Source organism: Amycolatopsis sp. NPDC043885 (genome assembly GCF_056435685.1).
The window spans coordinates 35,937-61,493 of record NZ_JBWKEA010000001.1; the positions used below are offsets into that span (position 1 = coordinate 35,937).

At 70.6% G+C, this 25,557-nt stretch carries 20 protein-coding genes; 6 read left to right on the forward strand and 14 right to left on the reverse strand.

All coding sequences use genetic code 11. From position 1 onward, the window contains the following. Nucleotides 1-55: 55 nt before the first annotated feature. On the reverse strand, nt 56-1,825 hold the full coding sequence (locus tag AC069I_RS00190) for a DUF2207 family protein (RefSeq protein WP_478228469.1): 1,770 nt from the start codon (nt 1,823-1,825) through the stop codon (nt 56-58). Nucleotides 1,826-2,066: 241 nt separating this feature from the next. Here AC069I_RS00190 and AC069I_RS00195 point away from each other — a divergent pair, with 241 nt between their 5' ends. After that, on the forward strand, nt 2,067-3,323 hold the full coding sequence (locus AC069I_RS00195; protein ID WP_478264549.1) for a neutral zinc metallopeptidase: 1,257 nt from the start codon (nt 2,067-2,069) through the stop codon (nt 3,321-3,323). Nucleotides 3,324-3,694: 371 nt separating this feature from the next. Here the strand turns inward: AC069I_RS00195 and AC069I_RS00200 are convergent, their stop codons facing one another. Then, the gene (locus AC069I_RS00200; RefSeq protein WP_478264550.1) at nt 3,695-4,603 is read right to left on the reverse strand and encodes an RDD family protein; all 909 of its coding nucleotides are present in this window, start codon (nt 4,601-4,603) and stop codon (nt 3,695-3,697) included. Between the two features lie 61 nt (nt 4,604-4,664). Between AC069I_RS00200 and AC069I_RS00205 the strand changes: the two genes are divergently transcribed. Next, entirely contained in the window at nt 4,665-5,672 is a 1,008-nt protein-coding gene (locus AC069I_RS00205; RefSeq protein ID WP_478228431.1) for a stage II sporulation protein M, read from the forward strand. Nucleotides 5,673-5,711: 39 nt separating this feature from the next. On the opposite strand, the gene AC069I_RS00210 is transcribed toward AC069I_RS00205, so the two are convergent. From AC069I_RS00210 to AC069I_RS00240, 7 genes are all read right to left on the reverse strand, one after another. Beyond that, entirely contained in the window at nt 5,712-6,494 is a 783-nt protein-coding gene (locus AC069I_RS00210; protein ID WP_478264551.1) for a hypothetical protein, read from the reverse strand. An 87-nt stretch (nt 6,495-6,581) separates the two neighbouring features. Continuing rightward, a complete protein-coding gene (locus tag AC069I_RS00215) occupies nt 6,582-7,328 on the reverse strand; it encodes a maleylpyruvate isomerase family mycothiol-dependent enzyme (RefSeq protein ID WP_478264552.1) in 747 nt (248 codons plus the stop codon). A 58-nt stretch (nt 7,329-7,386) separates the two neighbouring features. Next, the gene (locus AC069I_RS00220; protein WP_478228428.1) at nt 7,387-8,673 is read right to left on the reverse strand and encodes a DUF58 domain-containing protein; all 1,287 of its coding nucleotides are present in this window, start codon (nt 8,671-8,673) and stop codon (nt 7,387-7,389) included. Then, on the reverse strand, nt 8,673-9,632 hold the full coding sequence (locus AC069I_RS00225) for an AAA family ATPase (RefSeq protein ID WP_340688791.1): 960 nt from the start codon (nt 9,630-9,632) through the stop codon (nt 8,673-8,675). Before AC069I_RS00225 ends, AC069I_RS00220 begins: the two co-directional genes overlap by 1 nt. Nucleotides 9,633-9,658: 26 nt before the next feature. After that, entirely contained in the window at nt 9,659-10,783 is a 1,125-nt protein-coding gene (locus AC069I_RS00230; RefSeq protein ID WP_478264553.1) for a DUF4350 domain-containing protein, read from the reverse strand. After that, nucleotides 10,780-11,421, reverse strand: coding sequence for a DUF4129 domain-containing protein (locus AC069I_RS00235; protein WP_478264554.1), 642 nt, complete (start codon nt 11,419-11,421; stop codon nt 10,780-10,782). The genes AC069I_RS00230 and AC069I_RS00235 overlap by 4 nt, the downstream gene beginning before the upstream one ends. After that, complete coding sequence (locus tag AC069I_RS00240; RefSeq protein WP_478228425.1) at nt 11,415-12,542, reverse strand: DUF7847 domain-containing protein; 1,128 nt, start codon at nt 12,540-12,542, stop codon at nt 11,415-11,417. Before AC069I_RS00240 ends, AC069I_RS00235 begins: the two co-directional genes overlap by 7 nt. Nucleotides 12,543-12,759: 217 nt before the next feature. Between AC069I_RS00240 and AC069I_RS00245 the strand changes: the two genes are divergently transcribed. Further along, on the forward strand, nt 12,760-13,845 hold the full coding sequence (locus AC069I_RS00245) for a neutral zinc metallopeptidase (protein ID WP_478228424.1): 1,086 nt from the start codon (nt 12,760-12,762) through the stop codon (nt 13,843-13,845). 193 nt (nt 13,846-14,038) lie between these two features. On the opposite strand, the gene AC069I_RS00250 is transcribed toward AC069I_RS00245, so the two are convergent. Further along, nucleotides 14,039-14,446 carry a hypothetical protein gene (locus AC069I_RS00250; protein WP_478228468.1) on the reverse strand — a complete coding sequence of 136 codons (408 nt, stop codon included), beginning with the start codon at nt 14,444-14,446 and terminating at the stop codon, nt 14,039-14,041. A 171-nt stretch (nt 14,447-14,617) separates the two neighbouring features. Further along, nucleotides 14,618-15,694, reverse strand: a complete 1,077-nt coding sequence (locus tag AC069I_RS00255) for a potassium channel family protein (protein ID WP_478228423.1) — start codon at nt 15,692-15,694, stop codon at nt 14,618-14,620. 88 nt (nt 15,695-15,782) lie between these two features. Between AC069I_RS00255 and AC069I_RS00260 the strand changes: the two genes are divergently transcribed. After that, on the forward strand, nt 15,783-16,169 hold the full coding sequence (locus tag AC069I_RS00260) for a DoxX family protein (RefSeq protein ID WP_034313224.1): 387 nt from the start codon (nt 15,783-15,785) through the stop codon (nt 16,167-16,169). 69 nt (nt 16,170-16,238) lie between these two features. Here AC069I_RS00260 and AC069I_RS00265 read toward each other — a convergent pair whose 3' ends face one another. Both AC069I_RS00265 and AC069I_RS00270 read right to left on the reverse strand, forming a co-directional pair. Then, nucleotides 16,239-19,496 (reverse strand): ATP-dependent helicase, encoded by a 3,258-nt coding sequence (locus AC069I_RS00265; RefSeq protein ID WP_478228421.1) that lies wholly within the window; start codon nt 19,494-19,496, stop codon nt 16,239-16,241. Then, complete coding sequence (locus AC069I_RS00270) at nt 19,493-22,723, reverse strand: ATP-dependent helicase (RefSeq protein WP_478228420.1); 3,231 nt, start codon at nt 22,721-22,723, stop codon at nt 19,493-19,495. The genes AC069I_RS00265 and AC069I_RS00270 overlap by 4 nt, the downstream gene beginning before the upstream one ends. Nucleotides 22,724-22,777: 54 nt before the next feature. Between AC069I_RS00270 and AC069I_RS00275 the strand changes: the two genes are divergently transcribed. Both AC069I_RS00275 and AC069I_RS00280 read left to right on the forward strand, forming a co-directional pair. After that, complete coding sequence (locus AC069I_RS00275; protein WP_240595477.1) at nt 22,778-23,101, forward strand: MGMT family protein; 324 nt, start codon at nt 22,778-22,780, stop codon at nt 23,099-23,101. Nucleotides 23,102-23,115: 14 nt separating this feature from the next. Further along, nucleotides 23,116-23,946 carry a siderophore-interacting protein gene (locus tag AC069I_RS00280; RefSeq protein ID WP_478228419.1) on the forward strand — a complete coding sequence of 277 codons (831 nt, stop codon included), beginning with the start codon at nt 23,116-23,118 and terminating at the stop codon, nt 23,944-23,946. A 274-nt stretch (nt 23,947-24,220) separates the two neighbouring features. Here AC069I_RS00280 and AC069I_RS00285 read toward each other — a convergent pair whose 3' ends face one another. After that, nucleotides 24,221-25,510 (reverse strand): sensor histidine kinase, encoded by a 1,290-nt coding sequence (locus AC069I_RS00285; RefSeq protein ID WP_478228418.1) that lies wholly within the window; start codon nt 25,508-25,510, stop codon nt 24,221-24,223. Nucleotides 25,511-25,557: the final 47 nt, after the last annotated feature.

Genomic DNA, 25,557 nt, shown 5'->3' on the forward strand with positions numbered 1-25,557 from the left:
GCGGTAGTTGCGCGTGCAAGGACCGCATTCAGAGGACGAAATGCGAGTCTTCACGTCAGGCGGGGACCGGTTCGGGGCGGAGCGAGCGCAGGTGCCCGGATTCGGCGAGCAGACCGTCCAAAGCGGACAGGAACGACGGAAGGTGCGCGGCGAACCGGCGCAGATCCCGATCGCCTTCGAGGCCGCCGAACCAGTACAGCCCGGCCGAACCGTCCGCCGACGGGTCCAGCCCCTCGAACGTCCGGAGCCAGCGCTCGACGTCACCGAGCACGATGGCGTACGGCAGCGACCGGGAGAACACCATTTCCCGGTCCCCCACCGGAATGTCGGCGACCTTGACGGTGTGCAGGTATTCGAGCAGCCCGCGCACCTGGCCGATCAGGCGCCTGCCGCGCGAGGTCCGCGGCGGCACCCACGAAGCGCCCAGCAGCGCGGCGACCCCGGCGAGCACGGCCGCGACGCCGAGCAGCGCGTGCCCGATGGTGAAGGTCAGGACGGCGGTGCCCACGAGGCCGAGGGCGATCAGGCCGATGCCCGCCCACGTGAGTTTGCTCTTGCCCTTGTCCGGGCGGCGCGAGAACCAGCCCCTGCGCACCACGTCGGCGTACATCGCCTCGCCCGCGACACGGAGATCGACGGTGCCGCGGCCGCGGAGTTCCGACAGCAGCACGGAATCGGTGCCCTCGGGCAGGATCGCGGTGTAGATCTCGCGTTCGAAGGCGGCGAGGTGCTCGTCCGGCGCGTTGCGGCGCGCGATCCGCCAGTCGACCGTGCCCGCGCCGCGGACCTCGGCGATCCACAGGTAGTTGCGGACCGCGAGGTCGACCACCGTGCCGCTGACGTCCACGACGTCGACCGTCTCGTCGACGACCGTGCCGACCTGTCCCGGCAGGACACCGTCCGGCGAGACGAACGAGACCCGATCGCCTTCTCGCATGAGGACGTCGACCGGACCGGTGCCCGCGGTGAGCGCGCCCTTGTCGCGGCGGCGCAGCAGCCAGATGGCGAGCGCGCCGAGCACCAGGATCAGTGCCAGCGCCCCGAAACCGAGGCCGGCGAGGGCGGTGAGGGCGAACGCGCCGCCGACCGTGGCGATCTGCTCGAACCGCGCGTTCGCGGGCACCGTGCCCGCCGGGAGCTGGACGGCGAGGTCGACCCGTTCACCCGCCGGGAGTTTGTCCTGTTCGATGCGGACGACGCCGCTGTGGTCGGTCTCCGCGAGCGAACACTGCCTGTCCGAACCGAGCGGACCGGCGAAACAGTCCACTGTGGGCATTTCACGCGTCGGCGCGCTGAACGATGCGGACACCCGGGACAGCTCGCCGTCCCAGCCGCTCGCGACCTGCCAGCGGACCTGCTGCGCGCCGTTGACGTCCGCGACCGCCCCGTCCACTTTGTACTTGAAGGTGGCCACGCCGCCGTCGAAGGTGGCGACCAGCTGTTCGCCGTTCGGCTCCGCCTTGCCCGCGCCCTCGACCGAGACGTCACGGACGACGTACACGCGGTCTTGCTCTTCACCGGCGGGAACCTTCAAGGGAATCCGGCGTACGAGGTGCTGTCCACCCGGGACGGTCACCTGCTCGGTGATCGACAACGAACCGTCGCGTTCCACCTTCACCGCGACGTTCGCGGCCGCGCCGCTCGGCGGCTGGAGCAGCCCGAGCTGACCGCGCGCGCCGATCGGCGGCGGCTTCGGCAATTGTGGCGCGTTCGTCAGCGAAGGGCCCGCCGCGGGCGCCTCCGGAACGTTCGTATCCGACGGCGGGGCCATCAAGGCCGAGCTCGCCGCGACGGCCACGACCGCCGTCCCCCATTTCGTCAACACAGCCACACACTCTAGGGCAGCCGATCTATGCTGACCGCCGAAACGCCGAATCCGCCACTTGGGCGAACGGCGTTGCCGAATCGCATGGGGGATCCACTCGATGAACCAGCAGCCGCCCGGCCCGCCTGATCCGCGACGCCGGCCGACTCCGCCACCGTCACCACCCGGGCAGCCGCCGCGGGGTGGCCGTCCGCTCCCGCCGCCGGGAGCGCGTCCGCTGCCGCCGCGCGGTGGCCCGCCGATGCCTCCGCCGAACCGGCCGGGTCCCGTCCCGCCCGGTCACCCTCGGCCGCCGATTTCGCAGCCGACGCCGATCCGGCCTGGGCCGCAGAGTGGCGGCATGCCGCTGCCCCCGCCGGGCGCGGCCCCGCTGCCGCCGCCGCGGATCGGCGCGCCGGTCCCGTTCCGGCCCGGCGCCGTCGGCCCGCCGCAGCTTCCGTACGGTCCGCGTTTCGCGCAGCCCGGGTTCGCGCCCTACGGGGGATACCAAGCCAAGAAGTCGAACGGCGGGGTCATCGCGGCGGTCGCGATCGTGGCGTTGATGGCGTTGATGGGCGGGCTGCTCATGGTGGTCACCATCGCCAACGGCGGCTCGAAGCACGTCGCTGACGTCGGATACTCGAGCTATCCGACGACCTCCTCTTCGGACTACACGACGACCACCACGTCCAGCGACGCGTCGACGACGAGCACCCGTTCGCGCGATTCGACCGCTTCACGCGAGACGTCGGCGGGCTCGACCCGCGAGACGTCGGCCAGCCGCGCGCCGTCCGGTCCGCGGCCGCACCACAAGCTGGCGGACAACCCGCTGTGGCTCGATTCCCAAGTCGGCCTGCCGAACCAGCCGTGCAACCTCTCGCGCTGGGCGAACAACCCGGACGCGGCGGCGGCCTTCTTCGACAGCGCGCGGCCCTGTCTGGACAACGTTTGGCAGCAGGTCATGAACTACACGAAACTGCCGTTCCGGATCCCGACCGTGAAGTACCCGTCCGGCAAGAACTGGTCGAGCCCGTGCGGCGACGCCAGCGGCGGCTCGGTGGCGGCGTTCTACTGCTCGCAGAACGAGACTCTGTACATGCCGTACGAAGGCCTTCAGGTGCCTCAGTACGGCAACCGGCCCGGGGTCTATCTGGCGGTCTTCGCCCACGAGTACGCGCATCACATTCAGGTGCTTTCGGGGATCTCGGAGGCCTATTGGACCGCACGCTACGAAGCGGGCACCGACTCGGCGGCCGGCCTGGAGATGTCGCGGCGGAACGAGCTTTCGGCGCAGTGTCTGTCCGGGACGTTCCTGGGTTCGACGGTGGGGCGCGGTGGCTCGGTCGATCAGGCGATGTACCGCGACGCCTGGCAGACCCAGGACCGCGGCGACCACAACGGCGGCCCGCGCGACCACGGCTCCGACGCGCACGCGGCCTCGTGGTGGCAGCACGGCGCGCAGAAGAACCGGATGTTCCAGTGCAACACCTGGGCGGCGAAGTCGGCCGACGTTTCCTGACCGCGCCGGGGTTTCCGTCAAGTCCGTGAAGGCCTCCTTCCCTACTTTGAGGGTAGTGAAGGAGGCCTTCACGGACTCTGGGTCCCGGCGAAGTCGTGTTCACGCGGTTCAGAGGCGCTTGGCGCGAGCCTCCCGGTTCGTTCGGTGTCCCCAATGTGGCATTGGAGACGCTGAGCGTCTCCAATGCCACATTGGGGACACCAGGACCGAGTGCCGGACTACGCCCCATTCCGCGTTCGCCGTACCCCTCAAGCAAGTACTGCGAGCTGCACCAATCGACTTTGCCGGGCCCCTGACGTCAAGTCCGTGAAGGCCTCCTTCCCTACCTTGAGGGTAGGCAAGGAGGCCTTCACGGACTTGGGGGCGCCAGGTCAGCCCGGCGGCGCGAAGGGGTTCTCCGGAACCGGCGCTGAGGGAGGTTCCGGCTGGACGACCGGCGCGGTCGCCTGAGGATAGGCCTGCTGCCCAGGCGCGGCGGGATATCCCGGCGCGGCAGGCGCCGACTGCCCGTACTGAACCGCCGGTCGCAGCTTCGCCTGGTCCCGCCGCCGCCGCTCGGCCAGCACGGCCGACAGATACGCCCAGGACGGCACCCCTGGCGGCACCGGCGCCCCGATCGCCTCCGCGACCTGCTGCGCGAGCCCGTACCCGAGCGCTTCGACCGCTTCGGGGCGAAGCTCGCTCGTCCGGCTCAGGTACTGCCGGACGGCCAGTGCGAGGTCGTTCGAAAGCCGGGTCAAGTCCAGCTGCGAGGCCCAGTACGCCAGCTGCGGCGGCATCCCGACGTACGGCGTCCTGGCGGCGGGCATGCGTTCCCGGACCACCAGCGTGCCGGCGAGATAGTCGCCGACGCGGCGGCCGTTGGGCGACAGCAGCGACGTGACCACCGCCACGACGCCGAGCATCCCCAGCGCCCAGAAGTCGATGAAGAACCCGGCGAGCCCGCGGACCAGCGCGTGCCGGAACCGCACCGGACCGCCGTCGGTGCGGACCACCCGCAGGCCGAGCGCCATCTTTCCGAGGGTGCGGCCGCGGGTCAGCGTCTCGAAGATCACCGGGTAGCCGACCATGATCAGCACGACGGTCACCAGGAACAGGGTCAGCGCCAGCGCTTCGTCACCGAACGCGGCGACCTGGCTCAGCACCAGCATCGCGACGAACAGGGCGATGAGCTGGAGGACGACGTCGAGCATCATGGCGAGCCCGCGGCTGGCCAGTTTCGCCGCGCGGACGTCCAGGACGACAGCCTCGCCGGTGACGAGTTCGGACTCTTGTTCCACCGGGCAAGCGTAGTGACGAATAGGCTGGGCGACCAAGGACGATCGCCGGGAGGGCTCCGAGTTGGACGTGGACGTGTTCGTCGCCGCGCATCAGGCCGAATGGAACCGGCTGCGTGACCTCGTGGGCCGCGCCGGGAAACTCAGCGGCCCGGACGCCGACGAGCTGGTGACGCTGTACCAGCGCGTCGCGACGCATCTGTCGATCATCCGCTCGGTCGCGCCCGATCCCGTGCTCGTCGCGCAGTTGTCCGGCCTGGTCGCGAAGGCCCGCTCGGCCGTCACTGGTTCGCACAGCCCCGCCTGGCGCGAGATCGGCCTCTTCTTCACCCAGCGGTTCCCGGCGGCGCTGTACCTGAGCCGGCGCTGGTGGCTGGCGTCGGCGACGGCGTCGATCGCGGTGATGGCGATCGCGGCGGTGTGGATCGCCGGTGACCCGCAGGTGCTCGCGTCGCTGGCCTCGCCCGAGGAGTTCAAGGACCTGACCGCGCCGGGCGGGAAGTACGAGACGTACTACTCGTCCGATCCCGCGGGCTCCTTCGCCGCACGCGTCTGGACCAACAACGCGTGGGTGGCCGCGACCTGCCTGTTCCTCGGCGTGGTGCTGGGTGTCCCGGTGATCTACGCGCTCTGGGCGAACTCGCTGAACCTCGCGGTCGGCGCCGCCTTGATGTCTTCGGCCGGGCGGCTCGACGTGTTCTTCGGCCTGATCCTGCCGCACGGTCTGCTGGAGCTGACCGCGGTGTTCGTCGCCGCCGGGACGGGGCTGAAGCTCGGCTGGACGGTCATCGACCCGGGACGCCGTTCCCGGACGGCGGCACTCGGCGAACAGGGTCGCTCGGTCGTGGTGATGGCGCTGGGGCTGACCGTGGTGCTGCTGATCTCCGGCGTGATCGAGGGTTTCGTGACCCCGTCGGGCCTGCCGACCTGGGCGCGCATCGGAATCGGTGTGGTCGCGGAGGTCGCGTTCCTGCTTTACGTGTTCGTCGTCGGGCGCAGGGCCGCGAAAGCGGGCGAAGTGGGCGATGTCGACTGGCGATACGCTGGAGACGCCCGGCCGGAAGCGGGCTGACCTGGGGAAAGGGAGCAAGGGACCTTTGCTACCACTTGCTTAGCAGCTGCAACTACCTTCGAAGGTGATGCTGTTCCCGTCCTCCAGGCTCGCGCTGCCCGTGAACCGGATCTCGAACTCGCCGGGTTCGGTCAGGACGATCTTCGGGCTCGCCGCCGAGCCGTCGGCCCCGGTCTTCGCGGTCGCCGTCTCCGCACCGCCTTCGAAGACCAGCACGTTCTTCGGCCGTGCCGCGCGGACGAAGAAGTTCACCGGCACGTCGGCCGCGGGCTGGCCGTTCTCCCCGACCACGCGTACCACGAACGGCTGACCGGGCGTCTTCGTCGACAGCCGCTGCCCGTTCCCCGACAGGATCGCGAGCGTCCGCACGCCGGCCGCCCAGGTGTTGGAGAGTCCGGACAGCGAACAGACCTCCTGGTACAGCCGAGCCCCGACGACCGGTGCCTCCGCGGTCAGGCACCGAGCCGTCGCCACGTTCGCCAGCAGCACCAGCCCGGGCAGCCCGGCGTTGCGACGCCATTGCTGGTGACGGTCCTTGCTGTCGCACGCGACGAGTTTGACGCCGACCCCGTCGACGGGGCTCATCGCCGCCAGGCACTGTCCACTCGCGACATGCTTGTAGGAAAGCGCGGCCTTGTCGTACACCCAGTGCGCGTTGGCGTCCTTGGCGTCGGCGAGGGCGAGCTTGCCGTCGGCCGCGGCCAAGGAGATGGTGCCGCCCCCGTCGGCGAGGTAGACCGGTGTCCCGGCGGGCTGCGCGGAAGCGGGCGCCCCGGACAGCGTCACCGAAACCACCGCGAAGAACAGCACGAACCTGCGCAAGCCTGGGCCCCAATCGTGTCGGTCCGGATCTCCCTCCGAGCTAACCGCCCGCGACCGCCTTCGCCAACCGGCGCCACTCCATCGGGTTCAGCCGAACCGCACGTGGGTCTGCCACAAGTTGAACAGCTCAAGATCGCCGACGACGTCCCTGGCTTCCCTGCGCTGGTAAAGCGTCAGCACCAGATCCGTCAGCGAGCCGCGCACGGTCACCGCGGCACCTCGCCGTCCCCGCTCCCAGGTGACCGCCGAGCCGTCGAGGTCGAGGAACCAAGCGTGCTCCCCCGACTCGAAACCCACCGACCGGCCCGCCCCCAGGATTTCCCGCTTCTCCGGCCTGAACTCGAAATGCAGCGGCAGCGCTTCGAGTTCCATCCACTCGTCGATCGCGTCGAACACGACGTCGGGCGCGGCGCGGAACTCCAGCCCCACGGCCAAGGTCGCGTCAGCGCGGTGGACGAGCGTCTCATGCGTGAAGCGGCGCGCGTAGAACGACGCGTTCCGGTAGTGGAACGGCACCCAGACCTCGGCGTCCGGTCCCGCTTCCCGCAATGCCGACGCCAGCCGGGAAGCACCGTCCACCAGCCAAGACCCGGGCAGCCGTCCGGAATCGTCGCCGTCCACCCGGCGCACCTGGTCGTCGGGCACCGGCGCGGTCGCCCGGCTCCGGACGATCTCGTCCGCCCATCGGTGCCCGGCGCCGAGATGCCGCACCAGCGCGCCCAGCGTCCAGCCTGGACAAGACGGCACGGGCGTCGTCAGGTCGGCGTCGGCCAATTCGGTCGCGAGCAGCTCGGCCTGGGTGACGATCTCCGCGCAGTGCCGGTCGAAATCCATCGGTTCCTCCTGGGGATCGGTTCACCAGGGGGTCGGAGCCGGTCCACGGCTCTCGACATCACAGTCGTCCGGCCGCCTTCAACGCGAGATACCGGTCCGCCAGCCGCGGCGGCAGCTCCTCGGGCACGGCGTCGACGACCTCGACTCCGTGCCGCGCCAGCCGCGCGGTGACCTGGCGCCGTTCGGCCAGCACCCGCTCGGCCGCGGCCGCGTCGTAGACGGCTTCCGCGTCGCCACGGCCCGCCGCCATCTCGGCGACCCGCGGGTCCGCCACCGAAGCGATCATCAGCTGGTGCCGTGAGGTCAGCTTCGACAACACCGGGAACAGGCCTTCTTCCAGCGGTGCCGCGTCCAGCCCGGTCAGCAGGACGACCAGCGCGCGCCGCCGGGTCCGCCGCAGCACCTCCGCGACCATCCCCCGCGCGTCGGTCTCGACCAGCGACGATTCGAGCGGTGCCATCGCGTTCACCAAGGCGGGCAACAACTCCGTCGATCCCTGGACCGCGGCGTGGACCTGCCGGTCGTAGGCGAGGAGGTCGACGCGGTCACCCGCCCGAGCGGCGAGCACGGCCAGCAGCAGGGCCGCGTCCATCGCCGCGTCGAGCCGGGGCGCGTCCCCGACCCGGCCCGCCGAAACGCGGCCAGTGTCGAGCACCAGCACCACATGCCGATCGCGTTCGGGGCGCCAGGTCCGCACCATGACGTCGGACGCGCGCGCCGAAGCCCGCCAGTCGATCGACCGGACGTCGTCACCGATCACATACTCGCGCAGGGAGTCGAATTCCGTGCCCTGGCCCCGGATCAGCACCGCGTTGCGGCCGTCGAGCTGCTGCAGCCGCGCGAGCCGCGAAGGCAGATGCTTGCGGCTGTGGAACGGCGGCAGCACCCGCACGGTCCACGGCACGTCATGCGAACCCTGTCGCGCGGCGAGCCCCAGCGGCCCGATCGACCGGACGGTCACCCTGGCGGCGATCCGGTCACCGCGCCGGGTCGGCAGGAGCCGCGTGGTCACGACGCGGCGTTCGCCAGGGGGCAACGTCAGCCGGTGCCGGTCTTCCGCGCCGGCGCTGGGCGGCCAGGCGTCCCGGAGCCACGCGCGCACCGGACGGCCGCCGGGGTTGGCCACCGTGAGCGTGACCTCGCACGCCTCCCCCAGCCGCACCGACGTCGCGCCGGAGCGCGCGAATTCCAACCGCCGCACACTCCCGGCGAGCAGGAGATCCAGCACCACCAACAAAAGCAGCACCGCCGCGGCCAGCCCGATCCCGGCCGACGAGGGCAGCAGGAAACCGACCACCGGCGCCGCGAGGAGCGCCAGCAGCCCGAGCCGCCCGGTGACGGCCATCAGCGCGGAACGGGCACGGACGCGAGGACCCGGTCCAGCACGCCGTCGGCGGTCGCGCCTTCGAGCTCGGCCTCGGGCCGCAGGTCGAGACGGTGCCGCAAAGCCGGGCGGGCCAAGGCTTTGACATCGTCCGGGGTGGCGTAGTCACGGCCCGCGAGCCACGCCCACGCCCGGGTGGCGGCAAGCAGCGCCGTCGCGCCACGCGGGGAGACGCCGAGCCGCACGGACGGCAGCGACCGCGTCGCCCGGCAGACGTCGACGATGTAGGCGAGCACTTCGGGGCGCACGGTGACCCCGGCGACCGCGCGCCGCGCGGCGTCGAGCTGGGCGATCCCGGCGACCGGGGTGACCCCCGCCGCGGACAGGTCCCGCGGGTCGAAACCCTGCGCGTGCCGGGAAAGAATGCCGAATTCGTCCTCACGGGACGGCATCGGCATGGTCAGCTTCAGCAGGAACCGGTCCAGCTGCGCCTCGGGCAGCGGGTACGTGCCCTCGTATTCGACCGGGTTCTGCGTCGCGATGACGATGAACGGGTCGGGCAGCGGCCGCGTCTTGCCGTCGCTGGAGACCTGACGCTCCTCCATCGCCTCCAGCAGCGAAGACTGCGTTTTCGGCGGGGTGCGGTTGATCTCGTCGGCCAGCAACAGGTTCGTGAACACCGGGCCCTCGCGGAACGAGAACTCGCCGCTGTGCGCGTCGTACACGATCGAACCGGTGATGTCGCCCGGCATGAGGTCCGGCGTGAACTGCACCCGGGTCGTCTCCAGGTCCAGCGCGGCCGCCAACGCCCGCACCAGCAGGGTCTTCGCAACGCCGGGGACGCCTTCGAGCAGCACATGTCCCCGGCACAGCAACGCGATGATGAGCCCGGTGACGGCCGCGTCGTTGCCCACCACGGCTTTTCCGACCTCGGTACGCAGCGCGATCAGCGCCGCGCGCGCGTCGGCCGCGGCGTCCATATTGGACTGTCCGGTCTGTTCGGTACTCAAGACCGCTCCACCTCTCGTTCCACGACATCGAGTCCGTCCGCCAGCCGCACGAGCGCGGCGTCATCGGCGGGCGGATCCCCGTACAACAGCGCGCCGACCTCGGCGGGCGCCCGGCCGGTCCGCGCGGCGACGGACTCCACGAGCGCGGCCGGTTCGGCGTCGCGGGTGAGCCCCAGCAACGGCCGGAGCCGCGCGCGAGCCGCCTCCCGCAGGGTTTCCCCGGCGTGCGCGGCGGCCTTCGCCTTGCGATACAACCTCGCCCGCCCTTCGGTGGCCTCCGCCGCGCGGACCACGACCGGGATCGGTTCGGTCACCACCGGCCCCAGTCGCCGGGACCGCCACAACGCCAGCAGCACCACCGCGACCCCGGCCTGCAACGCCGCGTACGACCAGCCCGCCGGGATCAGCTCGGACAGCGGCTTCTTCTCGGTCTCCAGCGACGGATCGGCGGCCGTCGGCAGGTACCAGACCAGCCGCTCGTGCTTCCCGAGCAGCCGCATCGCCAGCGCCGCGTTGCCCTCGTCGGCCAGCCAGTCGTTGGTCAGCGGGGTGGGCGTGCCGAGCACGGTCACCGTCCCTTGTGGACCCGGGACTTCGAGATACGAGCCGCCGTAGCATTCCTGCGCCCTCGGCTGCGTGGCCGAGTACTGAAGGCCGCCCATCGTCGCGTTCCCCGCCGCGACGGGATCCTTGGCCTCGCAGTCGGGCGCACGGGTCTCGGTCTCGGCCTGGCCGGTCACCCGCACACCGGGAAGGACTTCTTCGACCGTGCCAGGACTCGGCTGTACCAGTACGACGTGCTCGGCGTTCTGCCTGATCTCCGTGAAGGCGCTCTTGGGCACGTACTCGGGCCGGGTGATCAAGACCGTCGCTCCCCTCGCGACCCCTTTGGCCGCGGCGGCGGTGCGCACGATCGGGATCTTGACGCCTTCCCGTTCCAGCAAGGTCGCCAGCGCGCGGCTGCCGGTGGGCTCGTACGAACCCGGTTCGAGCGCGCCGGTGGTCTGCTCGCCCCGGAAGAGGACGAGCAGCGTCCCGGTCAGCACGATCAGGAGCACGACCGCGAGCGGGAGCCGCACCCCGCGCCAGATCCGGCGGGCGTCGGGCGAAACCGAGGTCATCCGGCCGCCAAGGCGACTGGCCTGGCACGACGGCAGCTTTCGTCCAATTCGGACAGTGACCGGTAGCCTGCCTCCGTGGCGGGGATCCCGCCGTAGTGGACGTCGTCGAACAACCGGGCGCCCGCGCGCAAGGGAACGGCGACGTCGGGAAGCAGCCGTCCGGCCTCGATGGCGGCCTCGTCGGCGGTCCGCCCGGACTTCTCGTCCAGCAGCGCCCGCTCCTCCAAGGACCGCACCACGGCACGGAACCGCTCACGGACGGCGTCGTCGAAGTCGCCCCGCGACGCGGCCTCCTCGGCCGCCTCGCGATGTTCGCCGGACGCCTTGCGCCGCCCGGCGAACACGGCTCGCCCGCTCTTGGCCGACGTCGCCAGCGGACCGGATTTCAGCCGGATCACCACGACCACCACGATCAGCACGACGACCAGCAGCAGTACGGCGAAGATCCCGCCAGGCACCGCGCTGTCGACCGTTTCGAGGAAGCCCAGCAGCTTTTCGACCACCCAGTTGAACGCTTCGGACAGCCAGCTCGGTCTCGCGGCCAGATAGGCCTCGCCCGAGAGCTCCTCGGCGGCACGCAGCCGGGCGGTGTCCCGGTCGATGTCGACCGGGACCTCGGTGAGGAAGCGCGTCACCATGCCTGCGGCGGGGGCGGCGTCGCGATCCCGGCCGCGCGGGCCAGCTCGATGTCCATGCCCTCGCGGCGCATCCGCTGGTCGATGTAGAGGATCACGGTGACCAGCGCGGTGAACGGGCCGACGATCGTCTGCGCGATCACCGTGCCCACCGACTGCAGGATCAGGTCACCGGTCGACGGCACGTACATCTGGTCCAGATCGCCGAAAATGGACAGGAAGGCACTGAAGCTGAACGGGATCGTGATGATGGACGCCAGGAAGGACGAGATCACGGTGGCCAGCAGCAAGATGCCGAAGACCCGCCAGAACATCCCCGACACCAGCTTCACCGACCGGCGGAACGCCTCCATCACCGTGCCGCGTTCGAGGATGAACGCCGGGCTGGCCAGCGCCCAGAAGGTGTAGGGGATGATCGCGGGCAGCAGGCAGAAGATCGCGGCGACCATGATCGCCAGCGTGTAGAGCACGGTCAGGCCGAGCAGCGGCAGCAGCCGCGGCGTCGCCTCACGCAGCGCCTCCTTGAAGGTGACCGGCTTGCCCAGCACGGCCTTGCCCATCAGCACGGTGAGGAAACCGGTGAGGATCGTAGTCCCGAGCAGGGTGGCGACCAGGCTGATGGACGACGACGCCAGCGTCCCGCCGAGGACGCCGAGCATCTGGTTCATCAGTTCCTGATCGGTGGCCGCCGGGCCGAGATCGCGCATCCGTTCGAGATCGGCGGTGGTGTCGACCAGCAGCAGCCCGACCAGGTTGATGGCCGCGGTGAGCACGGCGGTGACCGCGGCGGCACCGAACACCATGCGCCAGTACTTGCGCATGGCGGTGACCGCGCCGTCGAGGATGTCGGTCAGGTTCAGCGGGCGCAGCGGGATGACGCCGGGCCTGCCGAGGCCGACCTTCCAGTTCGGGTACTGCTGCTGCGGCGGCTGGTACGACGGCAGCGGGGGAGGCGGTGGCGTCGCCCCGGACGGGGACTGCCACTGCTGCTCCGGCGCCGGTGAAGGCGGCACTTCCCCCTGCGGCGGTGTCGGTGTCTCCGCCCGCGGCTGTGTTGGTTCCCCCGCCTGCGGCTTCGGCGTCTCGGTGCCTTCAGGCCCGGACGGTCCGCCGGTCTCCGTCATGCGACAGCCCCTTACCCGTTCACGTTGCTTGCGCCCACTCTTCCAGAGGGTCCGACACCCAGCCAGAGCTGGGGGGACGACACTGATGGGTGACCGCTCGCCTCACGCTGGATACCCTCTGCAGCCGAGCTGTGGGTGGGGACACCGTTAGCTCGTTATGCTGAACATCGGGCCGGGTACCCCCGGTTCGCCCCCTAGAACCACCGGGACCGACTTGATGACGCAACCGCCCCACGGCCAGTGGCCGCCACGCGGCGCCGTCCAGCCACCGCCGGTGCACGGCCAGCACCCTGCCCAGTGGCACGGAGCGCCGCACCACTTCCCGCCTCCGCCGCCACGCCGGTCCGTGGGCGCGATCATCGGTATCTGCCTCGGCGCGGTCGCCGTACTGGTCCTCGGCCTGGTCGCGATCGTTTCACTCAATCGTGACGACTCCGATCACGTAGCGAACGCGGGCTACAGCACTCTCCCGGCCACGTCGTCGCGGGCGGAACTGCCGCCGAGCGGGTCTTCGTCGCCGTCTTCCTCGACGAACCCGTTCCCGACGTCGCCGTCCAGGGCGCCGTCCTCGTCGAGCGGGCCGCAGAAGATCCTCAAGCTCGGCGACCACCCGATCCTCCAGGACCCCAACGCCGGCCTGCGGAACCGCGTCTGCACGCTGCCGCAGTGGCAGAGCAGCCAGCAGGCCGCCGAGGCGTTCTTCACGGCGGCGGGCAAATGCCTCGACAGCGCCTGGGGCCCGTTCCTCGACGCCTACGACCTGCCGTTCACCCCGCCCGCGCTGCACTTCCCGACCGGGGCCAGCTTCGAGACCGAATGCGGCACGATCCAGGTGGGCATCGCGACGGCGGCGTACTACTGCGAGAACAACCTCTACGTGCCGTTCCGTGGTCTTCAGACCGACCAGTACGGCAACAACCCCGGCGTCTACCTTGCCCTTTTCGCGCACGAGTACGGGCACCACGTGCAGGAGGTCGCCGGGCTGATGGACGCGGCCTGGCAGAAGATCTACGACGCCGGGCAGAACAGCCCGGCCGGGCTGGAGATGTCGCGGCGCAAGGAACTCCAGGCACAGTGCTTCTCCGGGATGTTCCTCGGCGCGCATGTCGACCAGGGCGGCACGATCAGCCGGGACATGTACAACAAGGCCTGGAACGACCAGGAGACCCGCGGCGACAACACCTCGCGCAGCCAGGACCACGGGACGAACGCGCACTACGCGTCCTGGTGGCGGGCGGGCGCGAGCAACAACCGGATCGCCGACTGCAACACCTTCTCGGCGCCGGCGAGCGCCGTTTCCTGACGTTTGCGCGTGAAGGCCCCCTTCCCTCGGTTGAGCCCGAGGGGAAGGGGGCCTTCACGCGCTTCGGGTGGTGGGTGCCGTTCGCCGACGGATGCGGTGCCGTCGTCGATTCCGGCTTGCCCGGTCCGGCTGGTCACCTGGCTCGTGAGTGGTAAAGACGGTTAGAACCGTCCTTACCACTCACGAGACCAGGTCAGGCCGTCACCGGGACCCGCGGGCCGCGCACCACCAGGAAGACGTACATCCCGCCGGCGAAGCAGCTGAACACCAGCAGCGCCAGCCCGAGAGGCCGCCGCGCGTCGCTCGCTCCCGCCGTCGCGTCGGCCGCGTGCACCGCGACGGCGTCCCCCGCGGCCCCGTCCGGGACGACGACCTCGATGCGCTCGCCTTTGCCGTGTCCGCAGCCGTTGAGTGAACCTTCCATGGGCGCGCCGCCGAATTCGAACTTGACCGTCTCGGTGGCCCCACCGCCCGTACAGGGCGCGGGCTGAACGACCTCCGCCTGCACGGTCGTCCCCTTGGTCTCGTTCGAGATACCGAACAGCCCCGGCCCGGCGAACCACGCCAGGAAGATCACCAGCAGGCCGGCCCCGGCCGCCACGGCCAGGGAGTTCCACCCCGGGCTGAGCCCTCTGGCGGGGTCCGATCGCTTGCGCACGAACGCCATGTTCCCAGAACCTCGCGGCAAAACACAGAAGCCCTGGGAGGTGATACCGGCGGCGGAACAGAGGAGCCCCCCTGTCCAGCGCAGCGTGATACCAAAGGTCCCCCGCTACCGCTCGATCGTCTCCGCGGAGGTCACCTTCCGGATGTACAGCAGCTTGTCCCCCGGCTCGATCGCGTCGGCCTGAGGGGCGTCCACGCGGTACAGGACGCCGTCGCGGACGACGCCCAGCACGATGTCCGGCAGATGCCGCGGCGAACCGCCCTCTTCGGACGGCTCCACCGGGCGTTCGGCGATCGCGAGACCGGACTCGGGGGTGAGCAGGTCCTCGACCATGTCGACCACCAGCGGCGTCGACGTCGCCATGCCGAGCAGGCGTCCGGCGGTCTCACTCGACACCACGACCTGGTTCGCGCCCGACTGCTTGAGCAGGTGGACGTTCTCCGCCTCCCGCACCGACGCCACGATATGCGACTTCGGCGCCAGCTCACGGGCGGTCAGCGTGACCAGCACGGCCGTGTCGTCCCGGTTCGGGGCGACGACGACGGCCTTGGCCCGCTGCACGCCGGCGACCCGCAGCACGTCGGCGCGGGTGGCCGAGCCGTGCACGGTCACCAGGCCGAGTGACGTGGCCGCTTCGAGGGCCTGCTGGTCGGTGTCCACGACGACGATGTGATCGGGTTCGACGTTCTCGTCCCCGAGCAGCGCGTTGACCGCCGATCGGCCCTTCGTGCCGAATCCGACGACGACCGTGTGGTCACGCACTTTCGTCCTCCACTTTTGGATCTTGAAAGCCTGGCGGGAGCGCTCGGTGAGCACTTCGAGCGTGGTACCGACCAGGACGATGAGGAAGAGCACCCGCAGCGGGGTGATCACCAGGACGTTCACCAGCCGCGCGGACGGCGTCGCCGGTGCGATGTCACCGTACCCCGTGGTCGACAGCGACACGGTCGCGTAATAGAGGCTGTCGAGAAAGGAGAGCCCGTCGCCGTTGGCGTCGCGGTAGCCGTCCCGGTCGAGGTACACGATCAGGACGGTCGCGAGCAGGGCGAGGACCGCGCCGATGATCCGCTTGAGGATCGACCGCAGCGGGCTGACCGTCAGTTCCGGCATCCGGATCACGCCGACGAGCTCGTGGTCCGGGCGGTCGCTCAGCCTGACCGGGAAACGCTTGAGAACCCTCATGCACAGGCTCCGGCCTGGTCCGCGTCACTCACGGTCGGGAGGATAGCCGAAGATCCTCGCGTTGAGCGCGGTATGCGAAGCTCGGGGCATGTCTTCGGATTCCAAGCCGTCTCAGCGGCCCGCGTATTTCCTCGCCGGCCTGCTCGGCGCGGCCGGTGTACTGCATTTCGTCCAGCCGAAGCCGTTCGACGCCATCATCCCGAAGCAGCTTCCCGGCTCCCCGCGAGCGTGGACCTACGGCTCCGGAGTGGCCGAGCTGGGCGTCGCCGCGGCGGTCGCCAACCCGAAGACGCGACGTCTCGGCGGGCTCGCGGCCGCGCTGCTGTTCGTCGTGGTCCTGCCGGGGAACGTGAAGATGGCCGTCGACGCCGATCGCCGCAAGGCCCCGAAGCACTGGCGGGTGGCCTTCTGGGCCCGCGTCCCGCTCCAGATCCCGCTGGTGACCTGGGCTCTCAAGGTCCGCGACCGCGCCTAGCGCCCTCTGCGTTTAGTCCTCTGGATGCGGTAGTTGCACACGCAAGGACCGCATCCAGAGGACTAAACGCTAGATCGTCGGGACGCTCCGCAGGAGTTGCCGCAGGCCTTCGGCGTCCAACAGATCCGCAGGGCGGACGGTCTTGTCGTGTTTCACGTAGTGGAACGCCGCCCGGACCTTCTCCACCGGCACCTTCTTGAGCGCCGCCCACGCCAGCCGGTACGCCGCCAGCTGCACGGCCAGCGACTCGAGCCGATCGGCTTCCGGAACAGCGCCGGTCTTCCAGTCGACGACGGTCCAGCCGCCGTCCGCGTCGGCGAACACCGCGTCCATCCGCCCACGCACCGTGACGCCCACGACGTCCGCGGAGAACGGGACCTCGACGGCGTGCGGCACCCGATGCGCCCACTCGCTCTTCTCGAACGCGGTCTGCAGCGCCTCCAGCTCGGTATCGGGCGCCTCGTCGACGTCCGCCGCCCCAGGCAGGTCGTGGATCTCCAGCAACTGCTCGCCGCCGAACCGCTGCTCCAGCCAGCCGTGGAACGCCGTTCCCCGGCGCGCGTAGGTGTTGGGGCGCACGGGGAGCGGCCGCCGCAGCCGTTTGGCCAGCGCGGCGGGATCGGCCGACAGCTCGACCAGCTGGCTCACCGAAAGATGCGGTGGCAGGACGACCTGCTGCACCCGGTCCCGCGCCCGTGCCCGCTCCTCCAGCAGCACCTTGGTGTCGGAGATCCAGCCGTCCGGATCGTCCTCTTCGTCTTCCTCGGCATGCTCCGCGTCTTCCATCGCACCGAGCACCATGTCGACGCCGTTGGTGACGCCCTCGCGCCGCGGCCACAGCGGATCGACCGGCCAGCGCGCCCGGCGGGAGTCGGCGACCAGCGGATTCTCGCCGTCGGTTTCCGGTTCCTCGGCCCAGTGCTCGATCCGGCCGACCGAGTTCGCCCGCATCACCTCGCCGATTTCGAGCAGGAACTCCGACGGCCCCTTCGGCCGCGCGCTGCTCTCGTTCCACCAATGACCGGAGATCAGCATCGTGTGCTCGGAACGAGTCAGCGCGACGTAACAGAGCCGCCGCTCCTCGTCCGCTTCACGCGCGACGAAGCCTTCTTCGTGCAGCTCCAGCGCTTCCTGCACTTCCTTGCGGTCGGCGCCTTCGGGAATCCGCAACTCCGGCAGGTCCTCCGAGTCGCCACGCAGCGCGGCGGGCAGCGAGGTCGACGTCCGCAGCCACGACGACGAACGCCGCCGCCCCGGGAAGACCTCCTTGACCAGGTGCGGGATCGCGACGATGCGCCATTCCAGCCCCTTGGCCGAATGCACCGTCAGCACCTGGACCCGGTCCGGGACGACCTCCACTTCGCCCGGGGTGAGCCCGTCCTCCGCGTGCGCGGCCGTGTTCAGATAGTCCACAAAGGACAACAGGGTCGCCGTCGGCGACGTCTCGGCGAAATCCGTGACGACGTCGGCGAAAGCGTCCAGATGCGCGCGTCCGGCCGGTCCCGGGCGGGCCAGCGACTCGACGTCGAGCAGCATGGTGCGCTCCACGTCGGCGACCAGCTCGGGCAGCGACTGGTCCAGCCGCCGCCGCAACGCCGAAAGCTCGGCGCCGATCTTCCGGATCCGCCGGTAGCCCTCGGGCGAATACCGTTCCGGTGTCCCGGGATCGTCAATGGCGTCGGCGAGCCCCGCCTGCTCGACCCGTTCGGTCACCAGCACCGGCTCGTCCACATCGGACTTGCCGGAAGGTGGCACCGGCGAGGACAGTTCGCCCGCTCGGCGCCACAACGCCGCGAGGTCGGCCGCCGCGATCCGCCAGCGAGCCCCGGTCAGCAACCGTGCCGCCGCGCTGCCCGCGAGCGGGTCCGCGAGTACGCGCAACGTGCTGACCAGGTCCGCGACCTCGGGTTCGTCGAGGAGGCCGCCGAGACCGACGACCTCCACCGGCAGCCCGCGTGCCCGCATTTCCGCCGCGATCGGCGCCATGTCGGCGCGGCGGCGCACCAGTACCGCGGCCGTCGGCGGTTTTCCGCTCTCCTCCACGGTTTCGAACCAGCGCTTCGCCACCGCGTCGGCCACCCACTCGCGTTCGGCGCGAACGTCCGGCAGCAGCGCGGCCGCGATATCGGCCGAACCCGCGCCTTCCAGCGCGCGCAGCCGGGCGACGCCGAGACCGCGTTCCCGCAAGGGTTCCGAGATCGCGTTCGCGAGTTCGAGCACCTCGGGCGGGTTGCGGAAACTGGTCAGCAGGCCGAAATCCCAGGCCGGGACGAGCCGTTCGCCGTTGTCGCGGGGGAAGTCCGTGGTGAACCGGGGCAGGTTCGCCGCGCTCGCCCCGCGCCAGCCGTAGATGGCCTGCGCCGGGTCACCCACCGCCGTCACCGGCATCGGCGGATGCTCGACGCCGCCGAACAGCGACCGCAGCAGGATCCGCTGGGCGTGTCCGGTGTCCTGGTACTCGTCGAGCAGGACGGCGCCGTAGCGCTCGCGCTCCCCCGCGACCACCGCCGGATAGCTGCTGGCGAGCTGCGCCGCGAGCGACATCTGGTCGGCGAAGTCGAGCGCGCCTTCTGCCCGTTTCCGCGCGTGGTACGCCTCGACCAGCGGCAGGAGCGCGAGCCGGAACCGTTGCGCCGTCATGACTTCGGCAAGTTTCTGCGGCAACGACGCACGCTGCCCCTTCGCGCGTGGCGCGTTCTCGATGACCTCGCACAGCCAGGACGTGTACTCCGCGAGCCGTTCGGTCTCGACCAGATGCTCGCCGAGTTCGCCGGCCAGCGCCAGCAACTGCGCCGTCACCGTGGACGGCACACGATCGGTGTCCAGGTCATTGTCCCAAGTGGACACGACGCGATGCGAGAACTGCCACGAAGACGTCTCCGAAAGCAGCCGGACCCCGGGCTGGACGGGCAACCGCAGGCCGTGCTCGGACAGCAGCCGACCGGCGTACGCGTGATACGTCAGCACCGTCGGCTCGCCCGCGGTCACCGTCGTCCGCAGGTCGCCGGTCGGGTCGATCTTGTCGAGCAGCCCCGATCCGACCAGGCGGCGCAGCCTGGTGCGGACCCGCTCACCGAGCTGACGGGCGGCCTTGCGGGTGAAGGTCAGGCCGAGCACGCGTTCCGGCGGGACGACACTGTTGGCCACCAGCCACACCACCCGCGCGGCCATCGTCTCGGTCTTGCCCGCGCCCGCGCCCGCGACGACCAGCGACGGCTCGATCGGCGCGGCGATGACCTCGGCTTGTTCGTCGGTGGGACTGTGCAGGCCGAGCGCACGGGCGATCTCGCCCGGCTCGACCTGGCGGCGCTGGAGTTCGGAGATCAAGGGCCGGTCACCTGCCTGCCCTCGGGGCGCAGCGGACAGCAACCCCTTGCGGGGCAACGATCACAGTCCGGGTTCTCGGTGACGCCGTATTCCGGGCCCGCGGCGGATCCGGCCGCCGAGCGCACCAGCTCCAGCCATTGCTTGCCGCCGTCCTCGTCCAGCGGCGCCTGCTCGCGCTGGGTGGATCCGGTCTTGTTGTTGGACTTCGCGACGTAGACCAGCCGCGCGCCACCGGGTTTCGAACCGCCCTCGACCGCGCCGAGCAGCACGGCGAGCTGGTACGCGGCGAGCTGCGGATGCTGTTCGGCGTCGGCGGCGGAGATCGGGACCTTGCCGGTCTTGATGTCGATGACGACCGGACGGCCGTCCTTGTCCATCTCCACCCGGTCGACACGGCCGCGCAGGAGCACGCGGACATCGTCATCGCCGACCGGAAGCTCGACCTCGATGTCCTGCTCGACCCCGGCTTCGATCAGCTCCTTGCGGCTGGATTCCAGCCAGGTGATGAAGTTCCGCAGCATCTGCTCGACCCGCGACCGCTCGCGGCGCGAGAACCACGGAGCCCCCGCGTCGACCCGGACCCACGCCTCGTCGAGGGCTGCGCGGATCTGCTCGTCGCTGCTGCCGCCCGCGACCGCCTGCGCGAGACCGTGCACCAGGGTGCCCGTGACCGCCGCGAGTTGTGCCGGGTCACTGCCGCCGTGGCGTTCGATCAGCCAGCGCAGCGGGCATTTGACCAGAACCTCCACAGTGGACGGTGAGATGCGGATGAGGTCGCCCGGCCCGTGCACCGGTTCGCCGGTGGAGGGTTCCAGCAGGCCGTACCAGGTGCCCGGATGTGCGCCCGGCACCCCGGCGGCGGCCAGTTTGGCGAGCTGACGCGCCGCCCGTCGCCGCCTTTCCGAGTCGCTCGGTTCGTCCCCGCTTGTATCAGCACAGACGACCTCGCGCAGTTCACCGACGAGTTCGGCGAGCACCAGCGAGCGTCCCGCCGGCTTCATCCGCGAATCGAGGCCGCCGTCGTCCGCGCCGTTCTCCTCCAGGTCGTCGATGAACCGCGAGGGCTGCTCGTCCTCCCCTGCGACCGCGCTGACCAGCAATGTCTTCCGCGCGCGGCTCGCGGCGAGGTAGAACAGCCGCCGCTCTTCGGCGAGGATCGGCGCGGTGGCGGACACCTTTTCGTCGTCGACGCCGGACATGAGGTCGACAAGCCGCTCGACGCCGAGCACGGACCCGCGCAGCCGCAGATCCGGCCAGCTGCCCTCCTGGACACCGGCGATCGCCACGACCGTCCACTCGCGACCGGCGGACGCGTGCGCTGTGAGCAGCGAGACGCCGTCGCTCTTCATCGCGGCGGGCGCCAGCGTGTCACCGGCGATGTTCTGCGAGGACAGGTAATCCGCGAACGAGGCGACACTCGCCTTCGGCAATCTGTCGACATAGCGACCGGCCGCGTCGAAGAGTGCGACGATGGCGTCGAGGTCACGATCCGCCTGGGAGCCGAGCGAACCACCACGGTCGACCAAACGCAGCAGGCGCTCCTCCAGACCACTCGCCTGCCAGAGATCCCACAGCACCTGCTCGACGCCGTCCCCGCGCACGACGGCCTGGTGCGCGGCGTGCAGCAGGCCGCCGATCCGGCGCATCGGCAGCGCCTCGGCCTCGGCGAGTCCGGTGAGGACGTCGTTGGTACGTAGGGCTTCCACCAGCAGTTCGTCGCTCGACCGCTGTCCGCCGCCCGCGAGCTCCAGCCTGCGCAAGCCGCGGCGCAGCCTTCGCAGGGCGAGCGGATCCGCGCCGCCCAAGGGCGAGGACAGCAGCATCTCGGCGAGGTCGACGTCGAGCAGCTCCGGATCCGCGGCGAGCCGTAACATCGCCAGCAGAGGACGAACTGCGGGCTGCTTCGCGAGCGGTAATTCTTCGGTGGCCGAACCGATGGGCACCCCGGCTGCCCGCAGAGCACGTTGCAGGACAAGGAAAGTTCGGGCGGGCGAGCGGACGAGCACCGCCATCTCCGACCACGGCACGCCGTCGACGAGATGCGCGCGGCGGAGCTGATCGGCGATCCAGCTCGCCTCGGCGGCCGGGGTCGGCATCAGGCGGACCCGGACGGCGCCGCCCTCGGCGTCCGGCGCGTCGACGAGTTTGCGCTGCGGCGACGAACCGGGCAGCACGGAGCCGAGTTTCGTGACGGCCGCGCGGATCACCGGGGCGAGCCGGTGGGCCGTGGTCAGCAGGACCGTGCGCTCGCCGTCCTCGTCCGCGGCGGCGAACAGGCTGGGATCCGCGCCACGGAAGGAGAACACGGACTGATCGGGGTCGCCCGCGACGACGAACTCGTCCGCCGCGTGCCCGATGAGCCGGATGAGCTGCGTCTGCAACGGGTCGAGATGCTGCGCGTCGTCGACGAAAAGGTGCCGGACGCGGCGCTGCTCCCGTTCGCGCAGTTCGGGATCGTCCTCCAGCGCGAGCAGCGCGGAAGTGACCAGCTCGGCGGCGTCCAGTGCGGGCGCGCTCGCGACGCCGAGCGCGTTGCCGCCCGCGCCCTGCAGCAGCGTGACCTCTTCGTACTGGCTCCAGAAACGCCCGGCCGCGATCCATTCCTCGCGGCCGCGGCGCCTGCCGAGTTCGACCAGATCCTCCGGGCCGAGCCCGCGTTCGGCGGCGCGGAGCAGGAGGTCTCGCAGTTCCTCGGCGAACCCGGGCACGCCCAACGCGGGCCGCAGCTGCTCCGGCCAGTCGAGCGCGCCCTCTTCGAGGTCGCCCGCGAGCAGGTCCCGGACGACGACGTCCTGTTCCGCTCCGGCCAGCAGGCGGGGCGGCGGGAGATCGTCGGCCTGCGCCTCCATCCGCAACAGCGCGTACGCGTACGAGTGCACCGTGCGCACGAGCGGCTCACGGATCGTGCGCGGCAGCGGATCCTCTTCCGGATCGGTGGTGAGCCGATGGGTGATGTCCGCGCGCAGGACCTCGGCCGCCTTGCGGGAGGTGGTCAGGATGAGCACGCTCTCCGGATTCGCGCCCTCCGCGATGCGCCGCGACGCCGCCGACGCCAGCAAGGCCGTCTTGCCCGTGCCCGGCCCGCCGAGGACCCGGCGGAACCCGTCCGGGGCGGCCAGCAGGCGGCGGGCGCCGGAATCCCACTGGAAGGACGGCGTGCCGGTGACCGGCGTGCGGACCAGCCGCGCGTCGGTTCGTGCCGCTGTTCGCCGCCCGTTCACGCCCACGATGGAACCACGCCCCGCCGACACAACCTCGCAGCGGCACGGCAAAGTGGTCCCATGGATGACGAACTGCACGAGCGGGTGCGCGAGGTCATCGCGAGCGTGCCCGCCGGCTCGGTCGCGACTTATGGGGATATAGCGTCGGTTTCGGGAGCCCCGTCGCCGCGGCTGGTCGGCCGGATCCTCGGCGAGGACGGCCACGATCTGCCCTGGCACCGCATTCTGCGGGCCGACGGGACGCCGGCTCCGCATCTGGTCGACGAGCAGCTGCAACGGCTGCGCGCGGAAGGCGTCATGGCCGATGGCCAGCGCGTCGACCTGCGCAAATACCGGTGGCAACGTGATCCCGACGACGACGCCGGCCCAGGCGCCCTCTTTTAGGTTAGCCTCCCCTAATGAGCTACATCGAGGCGAAGGTGACCTGTGTCCGGCGGCTCACGCCGCATATGAGCAGGGTGACCTTCTCGGGGGCGTCGCTGGTGGACCAGGCGCCCGACCAGTACCTGAAGGTGTTCTTCCCGCAGCCCGGTCAGTCGGAGCCCGTGCTGCCCGCTCCGCTGAGCGGCGACGAAGTGCTGTCCTGGTACCGGACCTACCTCGCGATGCCCGACGAGATCCGGCCGCCGATGCGCACCTACACCGTGCGCGCGCTGCGACCGTCGGTGCAGGAGGTGGACATCGACTTCGTGCTGCACGGCGACGAAGGCCCGGCCTCGGCTTGGGCCTCGCGCGCCTCGGAGGGCGATCGGGTCGCCTTCCTGGGTCCGCACGGGCTCTACGACGTGCCCTCGGACACGAACTGGCAGCTGCTGGTCGGCGACGAGACCGCGATCCCGGCGATCGGCGCGATCGTCGAAGCACTGCCCGCCGGAACGCGAGCGGTGGTCTATGTCGAGATCAGTGATCGCGAAGACAGGCAGGTCTTCGATACGCAGGGGACCGTGGACCTGCACTGGGTGGTTCGGGACTCTGGTCCTGCCGGCGACGCGGTGCTCGAAGCCGTGCGGAAGGCGGATCTGCCGGGCGGGACGCCCTACGCGTGGATCTCCGGCGAAGCGAACATGGTGAAGCTGGTGCGGCGGCACCTCGTTCGGGAGCGCGGCGTCGACAAGCGGGCGATCTGCTTCACGGGGTACTGGCGGCAAGGGGTGAGCGAAGAGGCCGCCGGCCGTGAAGCGATGAGGCAGGCGGAGGCCGGCGAAGCTCCCGCGGCCGAGGAGGACTGAGACTCCCTGGTGACGTGCGATTTGGTGCGCCCAATGTGGCATTGGGGTCGTTGAGCGTCCCCTATGTCACATTGGGCGCGCTCCGCCCAGCCGCATGTCCTGAAAGCCACCTTTGGGACGTTGGACGTCCCGAAGGGCCCCTTTGAGACATCAGCACCTGCGCCAGCAGGGCCCTGACCTGCAGAAAGAGAGCAAGGGACCTTTGCTACCACTTACGTAGCCATGCTAACCAATCGATAGCAAAGGTCCCTTGCTCCCTTCACGGACCGGAACCTCAGTGCGGCACCCACAGCGTCACCCGCGTCCCCCGCCCCGGCTGCGAATCGATCGTCCCCCGCCCGCCGACCTCCGCCAGCCGCGCCATGATCGACTGGCTGATCCCGAAGCCCGGCGGCCGGTCCAGCATGCTGAAGCCGGTCCCCTGGTCCCGCGCGATGACCGCGACGCCGCCTTCACACTCCTCGACGCGAAGCACGACCTGGTTCGTCCCGGCGTGCTTCACGGTGTTTCGAAGCGCTTCGCGGACGGCGTCACGGATGGCGGTCCGGCGCGCGTGTGAGAGGCGGTAGTCCTCTTCGGTCTCGGCGGCGACAAGCTGGGTGCGAAGGCCGTCGCGCGCCATTTCGGTGGCGACCTCGGCGAGATCCGCCGCGAGGCCGCGAGCCGACGGCGCGTCGGGGCCGATCAGTTCGCGGCGCAGTTCGGCGGCTTGCGCCCGTGCGGTGGCGCGCATTTCCGCGAGCCGTTCCGCGGCCGCGGAATCGTCGTCCGGCGCCTCGAGCCCCATCGCTTCCAAGGTCTGCAGCACGGAATCGTGCATGACCCGCTGGGTCCGCAGGCGTTCGGCGCGCTGCCCCCGGCGCATCCCGATGCCCAGCGCGAACCGGGTCCCGACACCGAGCAGGATCAGGATCCCGGCCGTGGTCACCATCGCCACGACGAGCGCGACCATGCACCCCACCGACCGGCTCATCGCGAGCGGATGGTCGAGCGGGAGCCCGCCGACCCACGTCAGGAAGGCCCGGAACGGCACGGCCGCGATCACCAGCACGAGCGCCGCGGGCAGGCCGAACGACAGCGTCCACAACGCCACCGTCCCGACCATCCACGTCCACGCGACGTCGACGGCGAACGGCTGGATCTCGGCGGGCGCCGCGACGGCCACGATCGTCGTGAGCACCACGCCCACGGCGAGATCCGCGTACATCAGCCGTCCGGACGTCTTCGCCCGGATCCCGCGGCCGCGCACCACCCACCAGACCGCGAAGACGTTGAGCAGCATCCCGAGAATCGTCGTGCTCAGCACCGGAACGATCCCCGCCGAGCCGTTGGCGACCAGGAAACCGATGTACACCTTCGGAAACGCGGCCACCCGGTAGAAGATCGGGCCGAGCGCGGAGTAGCGGATCGCGCGCATCAGCAGGGTGTCCGCGGAATCTTCCCGATAGCGCCAATCGGGAACGGAATCGGGGTCGGGTGCTTCGTCGGCGGGGCTCGCGCCCAAGACCGAAGAGCCCTTTCGCAACATCGCGCGCACGAACGTGACCGATTGAGACTCGGACATCCGCCGCCCTCCCCGCGTCCGATGTGTCGAGCCTGGCAAAGCGGACT